At 60.9% G+C, this 14,519-nt stretch carries 15 protein-coding genes; 13 read left to right on the forward strand and 2 right to left on the reverse strand.

Annotation, left to right across the window (positions count from 1 at the left end):
• The first annotated feature begins 5 nt into the window (after window positions 1-5).
• On the forward strand, window positions 6-1,166 hold the full coding sequence (locus ACVDG9_RS26565; RefSeq protein WP_447239410.1) for a CaiB/BaiF CoA transferase family protein: 1,161 nt from the start codon (window positions 6-8) through the stop codon (window positions 1,164-1,166).
• The gene (locus ACVDG9_RS26570) at window positions 1,163-2,299 is read left to right on the forward strand and encodes a type 2 periplasmic-binding domain-containing protein (RefSeq protein WP_447239411.1); all 1,137 of its coding nucleotides are present in this window, start codon (window positions 1,163-1,165) and stop codon (window positions 2,297-2,299) included. The genes ACVDG9_RS26565 and ACVDG9_RS26570 overlap by 4 nt, the downstream gene beginning before the upstream one ends.
• Window positions 2,300-2,375: 76 nt before the next feature.
• On the opposite strand, the gene ACVDG9_RS26575 is transcribed toward ACVDG9_RS26570, so the two are convergent.
• Window positions 2,376-3,212 carry an amidohydrolase family protein gene (locus ACVDG9_RS26575; RefSeq protein WP_023001320.1) on the reverse strand — a complete coding sequence of 279 codons (837 nt, stop codon included), beginning with the start codon at window positions 3,210-3,212 and terminating at the stop codon, window positions 2,376-2,378.
• 65 nt (window positions 3,213-3,277) lie between these two features.
• Window positions 3,278-4,060, reverse strand: a complete 783-nt coding sequence (locus ACVDG9_RS26580) for an IclR family transcriptional regulator (protein ID WP_023001321.1) — start codon at window positions 4,058-4,060, stop codon at window positions 3,278-3,280.
• 176 nt (window positions 4,061-4,236) lie between these two features.
• Between ACVDG9_RS26580 and ACVDG9_RS26585 the strand changes: the two genes are divergently transcribed.
• The 11 genes from ACVDG9_RS26585 (at window position 4,237) to ACVDG9_RS26635 (ending at window position 14,456) form a co-directional block, all read left to right on the forward strand.
• Window positions 4,237-5,553, forward strand: coding sequence for an ABC transporter substrate-binding protein (locus ACVDG9_RS26585; protein ID WP_152512393.1), 1,317 nt, complete (start codon window positions 4,237-4,239; stop codon window positions 5,551-5,553).
• A 108-nt stretch (window positions 5,554-5,661) separates the two neighbouring features.
• Complete coding sequence (locus ACVDG9_RS26590) at window positions 5,662-6,558, forward strand: carbohydrate ABC transporter permease (protein WP_023001323.1); 897 nt, start codon at window positions 5,662-5,664, stop codon at window positions 6,556-6,558.
• A 2-nt stretch (window positions 6,559-6,560) separates the two neighbouring features.
• Complete coding sequence (locus tag ACVDG9_RS26595; RefSeq protein ID WP_031269448.1) at window positions 6,561-7,427, forward strand: carbohydrate ABC transporter permease; 867 nt, start codon at window positions 6,561-6,563, stop codon at window positions 7,425-7,427.
• A 2-nt stretch (window positions 7,428-7,429) separates the two neighbouring features.
• The gene (locus tag ACVDG9_RS26600; protein WP_023001325.1) at window positions 7,430-8,527 is read left to right on the forward strand and encodes an ABC transporter ATP-binding protein; all 1,098 of its coding nucleotides are present in this window, start codon (window positions 7,430-7,432) and stop codon (window positions 8,525-8,527) included.
• 4 nt (window positions 8,528-8,531) lie between these two features.
• A complete protein-coding gene (locus tag ACVDG9_RS26605) occupies window positions 8,532-9,653 on the forward strand; it encodes a mandelate racemase/muconate lactonizing enzyme family protein (RefSeq protein WP_023001326.1) in 1,122 nt (373 codons plus the stop codon).
• A gap of 3 nt (window positions 9,654-9,656) precedes the next feature.
• On the forward strand, window positions 9,657-9,986 hold the full coding sequence (locus ACVDG9_RS26610) for an L-rhamnose mutarotase (protein ID WP_447239413.1): 330 nt from the start codon (window positions 9,657-9,659) through the stop codon (window positions 9,984-9,986).
• Window positions 9,979-11,052, forward strand: a complete 1,074-nt coding sequence (locus ACVDG9_RS26615) for a Gfo/Idh/MocA family protein (protein WP_447239414.1) — start codon at window positions 9,979-9,981, stop codon at window positions 11,050-11,052. Before ACVDG9_RS26610 ends, ACVDG9_RS26615 begins: the two co-directional genes overlap by 8 nt.
• A gap of 3 nt (window positions 11,053-11,055) precedes the next feature.
• Complete coding sequence (locus tag ACVDG9_RS26620) at window positions 11,056-11,508, forward strand: MaoC/PaaZ C-terminal domain-containing protein (RefSeq protein WP_055661060.1); 453 nt, start codon at window positions 11,056-11,058, stop codon at window positions 11,506-11,508.
• Window positions 11,509-11,526: 18 nt separating this feature from the next.
• Window positions 11,527-12,261, forward strand: a complete 735-nt coding sequence (locus ACVDG9_RS26625) for an SDR family oxidoreductase (protein WP_447239415.1) — start codon at window positions 11,527-11,529, stop codon at window positions 12,259-12,261.
• A 23-nt stretch (window positions 12,262-12,284) separates the two neighbouring features.
• Complete coding sequence (locus tag ACVDG9_RS26630; RefSeq protein WP_447239416.1) at window positions 12,285-13,580, forward strand: L-fuconate dehydratase; 1,296 nt, start codon at window positions 12,285-12,287, stop codon at window positions 13,578-13,580.
• A 36-nt stretch (window positions 13,581-13,616) separates the two neighbouring features.
• Window positions 13,617-14,456, forward strand: coding sequence for a fumarylacetoacetate hydrolase family protein (locus tag ACVDG9_RS26635; RefSeq protein WP_023001332.1), 840 nt, complete (start codon window positions 13,617-13,619; stop codon window positions 14,454-14,456).
• Window positions 14,457-14,519 lie beyond the last annotated feature (63 nt).

Genomic DNA, 14,519 nt, shown 5'->3' on the forward strand with positions numbered 1-14,519 from the left:
CCGACATGAACTCCACTTCAGAACTACCGCTCGCCGGGATCACCGTGCTCGACATGAGCCAGTTTCTCTCCGGTCCCTATGCCACCTTGCGCCTGCAGGATCTTGGCGCGCGCGTTATCAAGATCGAACGGCCGGGCTCCGGAGACCTTTCGCGCAGCCTCTATCTGAGCGACACGGAAATCGGCGGGGATTCGACCATCTTTCACGCCATCAACCGCGGCAAGGAAAGCCTCGCCGTCGACTTGAAGAAGCCGGAGGACATAGACCGTCTCAAGCGCCTGATCGCCAAGGCCGACGTGCTGGTCCAGAATTTCCGGCCGGGCGTGATCGAACGGCTGGGCCTCGACTACGAGACCGTACGTAAGATCAATCCGGGTCTGGTCTACGGCTCGATCAGCGGTTACGGGGAAGACGGCCCATGGGTTGCCCGCCCAGGGCAGGATCTGCTTGCCCAGGCACGTTCGGGCCTCATGTGGCTCAGCGGCAACGATGGTGACGGCCCGGTACCGATGGGACTTGCCGTCGGCGACATGTTCGCAGGGGCAGCCCTGGCACAAGGCCTTCTTGCTGCCCTCGTCCGGCGCGGTGTTACCGGCAAGGGCAGCCATGTCCAGACCAGCCTTCTCGAAGCTCTGGTCGACTTCCAGTTCGAAGTTCTGACCACTTATCTCAACGACGGAAGGCGCATGCCGAAACGGTCCGGTTTCCGCAACGCACATGCCTATCTCTCCGCGCCTTACGGCGTGTATGAGGCAAAGGACGGGTACATTGCGGTTGCCATGACGCCGATCCCGAAACTGCGTGACCTGATGGAGCTGGAAGCTCTCGAGCCTTATTGCGGCGATCCGGCGGTCTGGTTTTCCGAACGCGAGACGATCAAGAAGCTGATCGCAGGTGCGATTGCCGAACGAACGGTCGACGACTGGATGTCCGTTTTCGAACCCGCCGACATCTGGTGTGCGCCGGTGCTCGACTGGGACAGCCTGCTGGAAAGCGAAGGGTTCAACGGGCTGGACCTGCTGCAGCGCGTCGAGCGTGAAGACAATGTCTCGATCCTGACAACCCGCTCCCCGTTGAGAGTGAACGGCGCCCGTCCGAAAATCGCCCGGGCTGCACCGCGCGTCGGCGAACACACGGCCGCGATCGAGAAGGAGTTCGGCCTATGAGCACCGTTCGCCTGAAAGGCATGACCTGGAGCCACCCGCGCGGCTACGAGCCCATGGTAGCCTGCTCGAAGCTCTGGGAAGAGCAGACGGGTGTCGGGATCGACTGGGACAAGCGCTCGCTTCAGGACTTCGAATCCTACCCGGTCGAAGATCTCGCGCGTCAGTATGACCTGATCGTCATCGACCATCCGCACGTTGGTGAAATCACCACGCAGAATTGTCTTGCTCCACTCGACAGACACGGGGATCCGCAAAACCGGCAGGCCGTCGCCAATGGCAGTGTCGGCGGTTCTTATGAAAGCTATTTCTGGGAGGGCCACCAGTGGGCCTATCCGATCGACGCCGCCGCGCAGATCCAGGCCTATCGGGCAGACCTCATCGGCGCGGCACCCACACGCTTCGATGAAGTCCTTGAACTGGCGGAAGCGGGCAAGGTGCTGATCCCGATGCGCCCGCCCCATTCGCTGATGACCTTCTTCACCCTGTCGGCAAACCTTGGAACACCCTGCGCGACGACAGGACCGGGCGAGCTTATTTCGATTGAGAACGGCGCACCGGTCTATGAGCTGATTTCGCGCCTGATGCGACACGTTCCTGACCGGTGCTATGGCATGGATCCGATCGCGGTCTTTGAGGAGATGTGCAAGACGGACAGCCCGATTGCCTGTGTTCCCCTGATCTACGGGTACGTCAACTACGGTATCGAAGGCTTCCGGCCGAAACGCCTCTCCTTTGCCGATATCCCTGCTGCCGGTGACAACGGCCCCACGGGCTCCGCACTTGGCGGCACCGGCATTGCCGTCTCCGCGTTTTCGAACCATGTCTCGAAGGCTGCTGACTTCGCTCTCTGGATCGCAAGCGGATCAGTGCAGCGCGGGCCTTTTGCAGCTGCCGGTGGCCAGCCTGGTCATGCGGACGGCTGGTCTGACGAGACCGTCAATGATGTGACAAACGACTTTTACCGCGACACCCGCCGGACCCTGGACAACGCCTGGGTCCGTCCGCGCCACAAGGGCTACATGGCCTTTCAGGCAGCAGCTTCAGAACGGCTGAACCTGGGCCTGCAAGGTGGTGAGACAGCGCAATCCGTCATCGGCGACATCAATGCGCTTTTCGCCGGGAGTTTTGAGTAAGCCCTTCCAAGACAATGCGTCTGCGGACAACCGTCCAAACGCGCCTCCAATCACATTGGGGGCGCGGTTCAGTTGGTCAAAGCTGCCAGATACGTTTTGCGTTTCCGGACAGCAGCTTTGTACGCTCATCCTCGCTGACGCCTTCCAGCAGAGCGTGGGTCGCAGCAACCCATGCCAGCAAGCCGCCACCAAGCGTGCAGACTGGCCAGTCACTGCCCCAGACAACACGGTCCCAGCCGAATGCCTGAATGGTGTGCTCGGCCCAGGGGCGCAGGGTCTCGGCAATCCAGCTTTCAGGATCGGCATAGGCTACGATCCCGGAGATCTTGGCGCAGACATTGGGGCGTTTTGCGAGTTCCGTAACCCGCTCCTGCCAGGGCTGGCGTTCATCGGCGGCGATATCCGGTACACCGCAATGGTCCAGTATGAAGGTGACGTCGGGAGCCAGATCGACAAGCTCCATTGCCCGCTCAAGCTGGCGGGGCAGGACGCAGAGGTCGAAGGTGAAGCGCGTGCCGCCAAGGCGCTTCAGGTTTTCCCGGAATAAAGGCTGATCGGACAACTCGTCCGGCATGACGTGCAACACACGCCGGAAACCCTTCACAAGCTCATTTGCCTGCTGCCGCTCCAGATAGGCAGCAAAGCTTTCCTCCTCGGGACGGCAAGACGCAATTGCCCCCTTGATGAGGCTGTCCGGCCGGTTTGCCAGAGTGCCGACATATCCTGTCTCAGCTTCGATGAGGGGTTCAGCGACATCGACCTCCATGTGAAGCGTGGTCGAAATGCCTGCGCGCCGCGCATCACGGGCATAGGTCTCATATGTCCAGTCCCGATTGAGCGGTTCGACACCCGCCAGCCACGGATAGTCCAGAGCCGACCGGTCTATGACATGAAGATGGGTGTCGACGATCATGCTGCTCCTCCTCGCAAATAGCCGGGCAATCCTTCCACAGGAAAATAGATTATTCAAATAAGAATTTATTCGGCCGATTTGCCGTCCGTTCCGGTCAGTTCCGACAACTGTCGCGCGGTCCTGGTCAGAAGTTCCAACGTCCCGGTGATGTCGGGGGCCTGCGGGGTGTTCACCAGCGTGATGAAAGGAACAGTCAGCGCCGCGATGGCCCGTCCGTCCGGGCTGAGGATCGGAGCGGACAGGTTGTAGACACCGGCAGTCTGGAGGCTCGGCATCATTTCGTAGCCGCGTTCCGAAATCTGGTCGAGCCGGTCGAAGAACTCCTTCTCGACGGTCGGATGTTCGGTGCTGCGGGAATATTCGTTGATCATCATCAGACGTTCCTCTTGTGGCCTGAAGGCCAGAAGAACGTGACCGGATCCGGTGTCGTAGAGCGAAATATTCGAGCCGACGCGGATTGAGATCCCCCAGTAGCTCGGCGCCTCCTGCTGCGCGACGACGACGACCGATCCACGGTCGAAGACGGAGAGCTGGTTTGCCTGGAGCGTCTTTTCCGCTAGGTCGCGCATGAAGGGCGTTGCAAAGGAAACGAGACGGCGGACCGGCGCATGGGACTGCGCCAGACCGAAGAGCTTGAGGGTCAGCGAGTAGCGGTCACCGTCGATCCTTGTGACGTAACCCCGACGCACCAACCGGTCCAGCATGCGGTAGAATTCGTTGGGGCTGCGGCCGAGATGCTTGGCGATCTCTGCCTGGGTCAATCCGCCGTCAATGCCTGCAAGAAGTTCAAGAATATCGAGCCCCTTGTCGAGGGCGGGTGCCCGGTATCGATCCTCTTCCTGTTCCATACTTTTCTCCGTGAAGTGCAATATTCATATACGCACACCCTTCTCGAAAAACAAACAAGAATGCGCCCGAGCAGCTTGACCATAAATGAAGAGCATGTTTGTATATAAATGAACCGCTCATTAGTGAGTTGTTTGGGCGGGCACCCGCCTTCTTTGAAAGTCTCGGGAGGAGGCTCATGAAAAATCTACTGGCCGGCGCGTCCGCCGGCGTTATCGCTCTTTTTGCCGTTGGCTCTGCGCTCGCGCAGGATCTGCCGGGCAAGTTTGACGGGGTCACGATCGATGCCAAGCTGATCGGTGGCCAGCAGTACGAAAAGCTCTATGCGCGCATCGGCGAATGGGAGGCGGCGACGGGGGCCAAGGTCAACGTCATCTCCAAGAAGAACCACTTCGACCTCGACAAGGAGATCAAGTCGGACATCGCCGTGGGTGCGTTGAACTGGTGTGTGGGTTCGAACCACTCATCCTTCGCGCCCCAGTATCCGGGCATCTACACCGACCTTGCAGCACTGCTGCCGAAGGACGAAATCGACGCCTTCGTCGATGCCAACATCTCCGCCTCGACGCTTGACGGCAAGCTGGTGATGCTGCCGCGTGCCCAGTTTGACGTGTCCGCGCTCTACTACCAGAAGAGCCTTTATGCGGACGAAGACAACAAGGCGAAGTTCAAGGAAAAATACGGCTATGACCTGACGCCGCCGGACACCTGGCAGCAGGTGACCGATCAGGCCGAGTTCTTCGCCAATCCGCCGGACTTTTACGGCACGCAATTTGCCGGCAAGGAAGAGGCCATCAACGGCCGTTTCTATGAAATGCTGCGCGCGGAAGGCGGCGAATACCTGGATGCCGACGGCAAGCCTGCGTTCAATTCGGAAGCCGGTGTGCGTGCGCTCAACTGGTTCGTGGATCTCTACAAAGCGAAAGCCGTTCCCGCCGGTACAACCAACTACCTCTGGGACGACCTGGGCCAGGGCTTTGCCTCCGGCACGGTTGCCATCAACCTGGACTGGCCGGGCTGGGCCGGCTTCTTCAACGACCCGGGTGCTTCCAAGGTGGCCGGCGATGTTGGAGTCGTTGCACCGCCCAAGGGGTCCTCGGGTGCCCGGACCGGATGGTCGGGACATCACGGGTTCTCCGTCACCGAAAACTGCGAGAACAAGGAAGCCGCAGCTTCCCTCGTCTGGTTCCTGACCAACGAGGACAGCCAGAAGCAGGAAGCAGCCGGCGGACCGTTGCCGACGCGCGACGCCGTCTGGGACTGGGTGATCGCGGAAGCCTCCGACGACCCCTTCCGCAAGGAAGTTCTGCAGGCCTTCCAGGAAGCCGCCAAAGGCGCTTACCCGGTTCCTCAGTCTCCGTCCTGGATCGAGATCTCCAACGCGGTCTACCCGCAGCTGCAGGCTGCCATTCTCGGCGACAAGACGCCCCAGCAGGCACTTGATGATGCAGCCGCCGAGGCCACCGAAATCCTGCAGGATGCCGGAGAGCTCTAAGCTCGCTCAAGGACAGGCGCGGCCCTGCCGCGCCTGATCCCGCCGGGTTTCCCGCGCGCGACATCCGCGGGTCGGCTAGCTCCTTTCGTAAAACGATATGAGGATAGAATGAGAGGCTGGAAGCCCGCGCCGCATGTGCTTCTGCTGCTGCCGGCGTTTATCGTCCTGGCGGCAGTGGTGGTCGTGCCACTCCTGTTGTCACTGTATTCAAGTTTCACGCCGTTCCGCCTGACCCGGCCGGACACGATCTATACGTTCATCGGCTTCCGCAACTACGTGCGGCTTCTGACGGACATGGATTTCTGGGTCGCCTTCGGCCGCACGGTTCTGCTGCTGACCTTCGCGCTCAACCTGGAAATGCTGCTCGGTCTGGGCCTGGCGCTGCTTGTTGAAAAGGCCACACGCGGACAGCGGATCCTGCGCACCATCATGATGTTTCCCATGATGTTCTCGCCGGTTCTGGTCGGCTTCCAGTTCAAGTTCATGTTCAACGACAACATCGGTGTCGTAAACAACGCCCTGCAATCGCTCGGGCTCACGGATATCGCCATTCCCTGGCTGATCGACGGACAGCTTGCCTTCATTTCCATCCTGATTGCGGAAATCTGGTCGTCCACCGCGGTCTTCGCGATCTTCATTCTGGCGGGCCTGATGGCCATGCCGCGCGAGCCGCTGGAAGCGGCCAAGGTGGACGGTTGCACCTCGTGGCAGAGCTTCCGCTATGTGACCTGGCCGTTCATCATGCCCTTTGCCTATATCGCCATGACAATCCGCTCGCTCGACATCGCGCGCGCCTATGACATCGTCAAGATCATGACCGATGGCGGTCCTGCCGGGCGCACCGAGATCCTCTGGACGATGATTGCCCGCACCGCCTATTCCGACGCGCGCATGGGGCTGGCCAACGCCATGGCCTACATCGCCATTCTTCTTTCAATCCTGTTCACGGCGCTGTTCTTCCGGCAACTCGCGAAGGCCCGCCAGCAGATCGGCGCGGAGTGGTGATCATGGACGAGAATACCGCACATCGCCTCAAGGGCCGTTTCCTGAAGGCCGGCCACCTGATCGGACTGTTCCTCGCCATGACGATCATCTGTCTGCCGGGGGTCTGGATCGTTCTTTCCTCGCTCCGCCCGACAGTCGAGATCATGGCCAAACCGCCGGTGTGGATCCCGCGCGAGCTGTCGTTCGACGCCTATGTGGCAATGTTCTCCGGCGTTGGCCAGGGCGGCATTCCGGTGCTGGAATACTTCCGCAATTCACTGATCATCTCGGTCACCTCGACCGTGATCGCCCTGGCGGTCGGCATGGCTGGTGGTTACGCGTTTGCGCGTTACCGGTTCCGCGGCAAGTCGGCGATTTTCCTCGGCTTCATGCTCACACGAACCGTGCCAGGCATCGCGCTGTCACTGCCGCTGTTCTTCGTCTATGCCAAGATCGGCATCATCGACACCCACTTCGGACTGATCCTTGCCTATGTGGCACTCAACGTGCCCTTCACGGTCTGGCTGATCGATGGTTTCTTCCGACAGGTCCCCCGGGATCTTGCGGAAGCGGCCCAGATCGACGGCTGCACCCGGTGGCAAGCCTTCTGGCAGGTTGAATTTCCGCTGGCGCGTTCAGGCATCGCCTCCGCCGGTATCTTCGCCTTCCTGATTTCCTGGAACGAATTTGCGCTGGCATCCCAGCTCACCCGGTCGACCAATTCCAAGACGCTGCCGGTCGGTCTGCTGGATTACACCGCCGAATTCACCATCGACTGGCGGGGCATGTGCGCGCTGGCCGTGGTCATGATCATTCCGGCACTCACCCTGACATTCATCGTACAAAAACACCTCGTCTCCGGCCTCACCTCCGGCGCAGTGAAGGGATAGACATGGCTACCGTCTCTTTGAAAAACCTGGTCAAGAAATACGGGCAACTGGAGGTGGTTCATTCCATCAACCTTGAGGTCAAGGACCGGGAGTTCATCGCGCTGGTCGGCCCGTCCGGCTGTGGCAAGTCGACCTCGCTCCGCATGATCGCGGGGCTGGAGGACATCTCGGGTGGCGAAATCCACATCGGCGACCGGGTGGTCAACGACCTGCCGCCTCGCCAACGCAACATCTCCATGGTCTTCCAGTCCTATGCGCTCTACCCGCATATGACGGTTGCAGAGAACATGGGATTTTCGCTCAAGATCGCCGGAAAATCCCAGGCGGAGATCGATGCGGCGGTCGCGGAAGCGGCGCGCACGCTCAGCCTCGAGGCCCTTCTGGAACGACGGCCGTCCCAACTTTCCGGCGGCCAGCGCCAGCGTGTTGCCATGGGCCGCGCCATCGTGCGCAATCCGGATGTGTTCCTGTTCGACGAACCGCTTTCCAACCTTGATGCCAAGCTGCGCATGCAGATGCGCACGGAGATCAAGAAACTGCATTCCAAGGTCCAGTCGACGGTCATCTACGTGACCCACGACCAGGTGGAAGCCATGACCCTGTCCGACCGGATCGTGATCATGCGCGACGGCCATATCGAACAGGTCGGCACGCCGGAGGAAGTCTTCCAGCGCCCAAGGACCCGCTTTGTCGCCGGGTTCATCGGTTCGCCGACCATGAACCTGCGCGAAGCGGTCATCGACGATGGCAAGCTCGCCTTCGCAAATGGCGCCAGCCTTCCGCTGCCGATGCAATTCCGGAACGCGGTCAGCGTCGGCCAGAAGGTCGTGTTCGGACTGAGACCGGACGATTTGTATCCGGCGGGACATGGCCTGCATTCCGGCGAGGCCCATGACGTGCACACGACGCAGGTGCCTGTCTCGATCACCGAACCGCTCGGCAACGAGACCCTGGTCTTTGCGGAGTTCGCTGGTGAGGACTGGATTGCGCGCATGCTCAACCCGAAGGCGCTGCACACCGGTGACAAGATCGATCTCAGTTTCGACCTCAGCCAGGCACATCTCTTCGATGCCGCCACCGAACAGACCTTGAGGAGCTGAACGCATGGCACGGATTGAAAAAGTCGAACTGCGCATGGTCGACCTGGTTCCGAAGGTCAAGCGAACCGATGCGATCCAGAGTTTCGTCAGCCAGGAAACACCGATCGTCACAATCACTGATGCGGACGGTGCGACGGGCACAGGCTACAGCTATACGATCGGCACCGGTGGATCGTCGGTCATGCGGCTTCTTGCGGACCATCTCGCCCCGGTTCTGATCGGCCGTGACGCAGACATGATCGAGGGCATCTGGCACGAACTGGAGTTCTTCACCCACGCCACCACGATCGGCGCCATTTCCTCCATTGCGCTTGCCGCCATCGACACGGCCCTCTGGGACCTGCGTGCGCGCAAGATGGGGCTGCCGCTCTGGAAGCTGGCAGGTGGAGCCAAGGACCGTTGCCCGCTGTATACGACCGAAGGCGGCTGGCTGCACATCGAAACCGAAGCCCTGGTCGAGGATGCTCTTGCGGCCAAGGCAAAGGGCTTTACCGGATCGAAGGTCAAGATCGGCCGCCCGCATGTCTCCGAGGACTACGAGCGGCTTGCCGCCGTGCGTGCCGCCGTCGGTGACGGCTATGAGATCATGACCGACTGCAATCAGGGCTTCACCGTTGATGAAGCCATCCGGCGCGCCGACCGCCTGCGGGACCTGGACCTTGCCTGGTTCGAGGAACCGCTACCCGCCGACGACATCGGTGGCCATGTGCGCCTGTCGCAGAGAACTTCGACGCCGGTCGCTGTCGGCGAGTCGCTCTATTCGATCCGGCATTTCCGGGAATACATGCAGGCCGGAGCGTGCTCTGTGGTGCAGGTCGATGCCGGACGGATCGGCGGCATCACCCCCTGGCTGAAGGTTGCCCATGCTGCGGAAGCCTTCGACATGCCGATCTGTCCGCACTTTCTGATGGAGCTGCACGTCAGCCTGACCTGTGCCGTGCAGAACGGCAAATACGTCGAGTACATTCCGCAGCTCGACGAACTGACCAATAGCCGCATGACAATTGAAAACGGCCATGCGCTCGCACCCGTCGAACCGGGCATCGGCATCGATTGGGATTGGGACGCGGTGCGCGGAAAGAGCATTCCCGAGTTCACCAGCACAATTACCCGGCAGGAGGCGTAGGTCATGCAGCGCATGGGCATGGTGATCGGTCTCGAGCCGGAGAAAGTCGCCGAATACAAGCGGCTGCACGCTTCGGTCTGGCCGGAGATCCTCGACATGATCTCCAAATGCAACATCCGGAATTATTCCATCTTCCTGAAGGAGCCGGAAAATCTGCTCTTCGGCTACTGGGAATATCATGGCACGGACTTTGAGGCCGACGCGGCGAAGATGGCCGCCGATTCGAAAACGCAGGAATGGTGGGGCGTCTGCATGCCTTGCCAGAAGCCGCTCGACACCCGAAAGGACGGCGAGTGGTGGGCGATGATGGAAGAGGTCTTCCATCATGACTGAAGCTTTCGATCCGGCCAGCCTTTCCCAGGACTGGCCAAGGCCCGCCAATCCACGCCCCATCGTGACTTTCGGCGCAGGCTCCATCGTCGGTGATGGCCATTTCCCCGCTTACAGGAAAGGCGGCTTTCCGATTGCGGGACTTTATGACCCGGATGCCGGCAAAGCGCAGGCTCTGGCGGATCAATGGGGCATCAAGGCCTTTGCCAGCGCAGAGGAAGCAGCCAGTGTGCCGGGCGCGGTCTTCGACCTTGCCACCCCGCCCCATGTGCATGCCGATGTCCTCGGCCTGCTACCGGAAGGGGCCCCGGTGCTGATCCAGAAGCCCATGGGCAGCGACCTGCGCCAGGCAACGGATATTCTCAGGATCTGCCGCGAGCGCAAACTGACCGCCGCCGTCAACTTCCAGCTCCGCTTCGCACCGATGATGCTCGCCCTCAAGGGCGCCATCGCCAAGGGATGGCTTGGAGAAGTTGTCGATTTCGATGCCTGGCTGGCTCTCGCCACGCCCTGGGAGCTCTGGGCCTTCTTGAATGGACTGCCCCGGATCGAGATCACCATGCATTCGATCCATTATCTCGACCTGATCCGGCAGGTGCTTGGGGACCCGAAAGGCGTGCACGCGAAATCGCTCGGCCATCCGTCCCATGAAATGGCCCAGACCCGCACCAGCGCCATCCTCGACTACGGCGACAAGGTGCGTTGTGCGCTCTCCATCAATCACGATCACAAGTTCGGCCGCCGGCACCAGGCTTGCGAGTTCCGAGTGTGTGGCACGGAAGGCGCTGCCTATCTGCAGCTCGGTGTCAATCTCGACTATCCGCACGGCGAACCGGACATCCTGGAGATCCGCCCCAAGGGTGGAGACGAGTGGATCCCCGTCCCCTTGAAAGGGGCCTGGTTCCCGGACGCTTTCGTCGGCCGCATGGCAAATCTCCAGCGCTTTGCGTCCGGCGAGGACGCCGAGCTGGTGAGTTCGGTCGAAGACGCCTGGAACACGATGGCTCTGGTGGAAGCGGCCTATGCCTCCTCCGCGTCCCCTGCAACTCCACTCGCACAAAGACCATAAGTCATGGAACAAACGACCTATTTCGAAGACTATGAGCTCGGCCATGAGCGCATCACCTATGGCCGCACGATTACCGAAACCGACTTCGTGGTCCACGCAGGCCATACCGGAGACTTCTTTCCGCATCACATGGACGCGGAGTTTATGAAGACCCAGCCCTTCGGCCAGCGGATTGCCCACGGCACCATGGTGTTCGCCATCGGCGTCGGCCTGACCGCCAGCGTCATAAACCCGGTTGCCTTCTCCTATGGCTACGACCGGATGCGCTTCGTGAAGCCGGTTTTCATCGGAGACACCATCCGTTCGCGCGTGACCATCGTTGCCAAGGACGATGACCCGAAACGCCCGGCATTCGGCCGCGTGGTCGAACGGACGGAAGTTCTCAATCAAAGCGACGAAGTGGTTCTCGTCGCCGATCACATCCACATCGTTGAACGAAAGAACAAGCCCGCCTAAGGGGCAGATGGAGCCGACATGACAGACTGGGTGAAGGACAAGACCGTTCTGGTGACAGCCGCGGGACAGGGGATCGGACGCGCGACGGCGCTCGCCTTTGCCGCCAGGGGCGCGAAGGTTGTGGCAACGGACATCAACGAAACGGCCCTTTCCGAACTCGAAGGATCAGCAGGGATCGAAACCCGTCGCCTCGACGTTTTGAAGGATACGAATGTGCAGACCGTCGTTGCCGAGACCGGCCCGGTGGACGTCCTCTTCAACGGGGCGGGTTTCGTTCATGCAGGCTCGATCCTTGACATGAAAGACGAGGACTTCGACTTTGCGGTCGACCTCAACGTGCGCTCCATGATCCGGACCATTCGGGCGGTGCTGCCGGCAATGCTGGAACGGGGAGGCGGCGCCATCATCAACATGGCATCCGTCGCAAGTTCCATGAAAGGCGTGCCGAACCGCTTCGTCTACACCACCACGAAAGCGGCCGTGATCGGCCTGACCAAGGCGGTTGCCGCCGATTTTGTGGCGCAGAAAATCCGTTGCAACGCGATCTGCCCGGGCACGGTGGAAAGCCCTTCGCTGCAGGACCGCCTGCGCGCCCAGGGCGACTATGAAGCCGCCCGAGCCGCCTTCATCGCGCGCCAGCCGATCGGCAGGATCGGTACGCCGGATGAGATCGCTGATCTCGCGGTTCATCTTGCCAACGCGACCTATACCACCGGGCAGGCCTATGCCATCGACGGCGGCTGGACCATCTGACTTTTCATTGAGGACGTGAACCCGTGACGACAATCACCGGTCTGAAGACATACGATCTCCGCTTTCCGACGTCCGAAACCCTGGACGGTTCGGACGCCATGAACCCCGATCCGGACTATTCCGCGGCCTATGTCGTTCTTCAAACCGACGAGGACGGCCTTGAAGGCCATGGCCTGACCTTCACCATCGGGCGCGGGAATGACATCTGTGTTGCCGCAATCGAGGCCATGCGCCACCTGGTGACCGGGCTTGATCTTGCCTGGATCTCCGAAAACCCCGGCCGCTTCTGGCGTCATGTGACCTCGGACAGCCAGTTGCGCTGGATCGGACCGGACAAGGGCGCCATGCATCTCGCCACCGGCGCCGTCGTCAATGCCGTTTGGGACCTTTTGGCCAAACAGGCCGGCAAACCGGTCTGGCGTCTTGTCGCGGACATGAGCCCGGAAGAGATCGTTTCCATCATTGATTTCCGCTACCTGACCGATGCGATCACGCCGGAAGAGGCACTTGCCATCCTGAAAGCGGCGGAACCGGGCAAGGCGGAACGGGTCGCGCAGCTCGAAGCACATGGCTATCCCTGTTATACCACCTCGGCGGGCTGGCTCGGCTATCCCGACGACAAGCTGCGTCGGCTGTGCCGGGAAGCGGTCGAGGCTGGGTATACCCACGTAAAACTCAAGGTCGGGCGCGATCTCGCCGATGACATCCGCCGGCTGAGGATCGCCCGGGAGGAGCTCGGGCCCGACCGGTTCCTCATGATCGATGCCAACCAGGTGTGGGACGTCGGACAGGCCATCGACTGGGTACAGCAACTCGCGTTCGCCAAACCCTACTTCATCGAAGAACCAACCAGCCCGGATGACATCGCCGGCCATCGCGCGATCCGCGAAGCGGTGGCGCCGGTGAAGGTGGCAACCGGTGAAATGTGCCAGAACCGGATCGTCTTCAAGCAGATGATTGCAGGCGGTGCCATCGACATCGTGCAGATCGACGCCTGCCGGATGGGCGGTCTCAACGAGGTTCTCAGCGTTCTGCTGATGGCAGCCAAATTCGGCACTCCCGTCTGGCCGCATGCCGGCGGCGTCGGCCTTTGCGAGTATGTGCAGCATCTGTCGATGATCGACTTCGTTGCGGTTTCCGGAACCAGGGAAGGACGCGTGATCGAATATGTCGATCATCTCCACGAACATTTCGTCGACCCCTGCACCATCCGCAATGCCGCCTATATGCCGCCGCAGATGCCGGGCTTTTCCGTGGAGATGAAACCGGCCTCCATCGAACATCACATCTTTCGAGACGGTGGCGCAGACGCTGCCTGATGTCACAAGCCACACATCAAAACCAAGGATAACCCCATGAAACTTCTCCGCATTGGAGACGCCGGACGGGAAAAGCCCGCCATTCTGGACAGTGATAACCGGCCGCGGGATCTCTCCGCTCTCGTTTCCGACATTGCCGGCGACACGCTGACGCCGGACGGGCTGGCGAAAATCGCATCGGTCGATCCGGCCACCCTGCCGTTGCTCGAGGAAGGCCGTATCGGTCCCTGCGTGGGTCATGTCGGCAAGTTCATCTGCATCGGCCTCAACTATTCCGACCATGCCGCCGAAACCGGTGCGGAAGTGCCCAAAGAACCGGTGATCTTCCTGAAGGCGACAAGCGCGATCTGCGGCCCCAATGACGACGTGAAGATCCCGCGCGGATCGGTCAAGACCGACTGGGAAGTCGAACTTGGTGTCGTGATCGGCAAGGGTGGCAGCTACATCGAGGAAGCAGAAGCCCTTGACCACGTCGCGGGATATTGCGTCATCAACGATGTTTCCGAACGCGAATTCCAGATCGAACGCGGTGGCACCTGGGACAAGGGCAAGGGTTGCGACACCTTCGGCCCGACGGGACCCTGGCTGGTGACCCGGGACGAGGTTTCCGATCCGCAGAACCTGAAGATGTGGCTGGACGTCGACGGCAAGCGCTATCAGGACGGGTCGACGGAGACCATGGTCTTCGGTGTCGCCCACCTGGTCAGCTATGTCAGCCGGTTCATGAGCCTGCAGCCGGGCGACATCATTTCCACCGGCACGCCTCCGGGCGTCGGCATGGGACAGAAACCACCAATCTATCTGAAGGGCGGAGAGGTGATCGAGCTGGGCATTGAAGGACTTGGCGTCCAGCGGCAAAACGTGGGCAAGGCTTAACGTAGCTTTTGCCGTGATGGCGACACTCTCCAACAAAGGGTGTCGCCTGACAGTCCAGATGCC

This window comes from Roseibium sp. RP-7 (genome assembly GCF_053005225.1).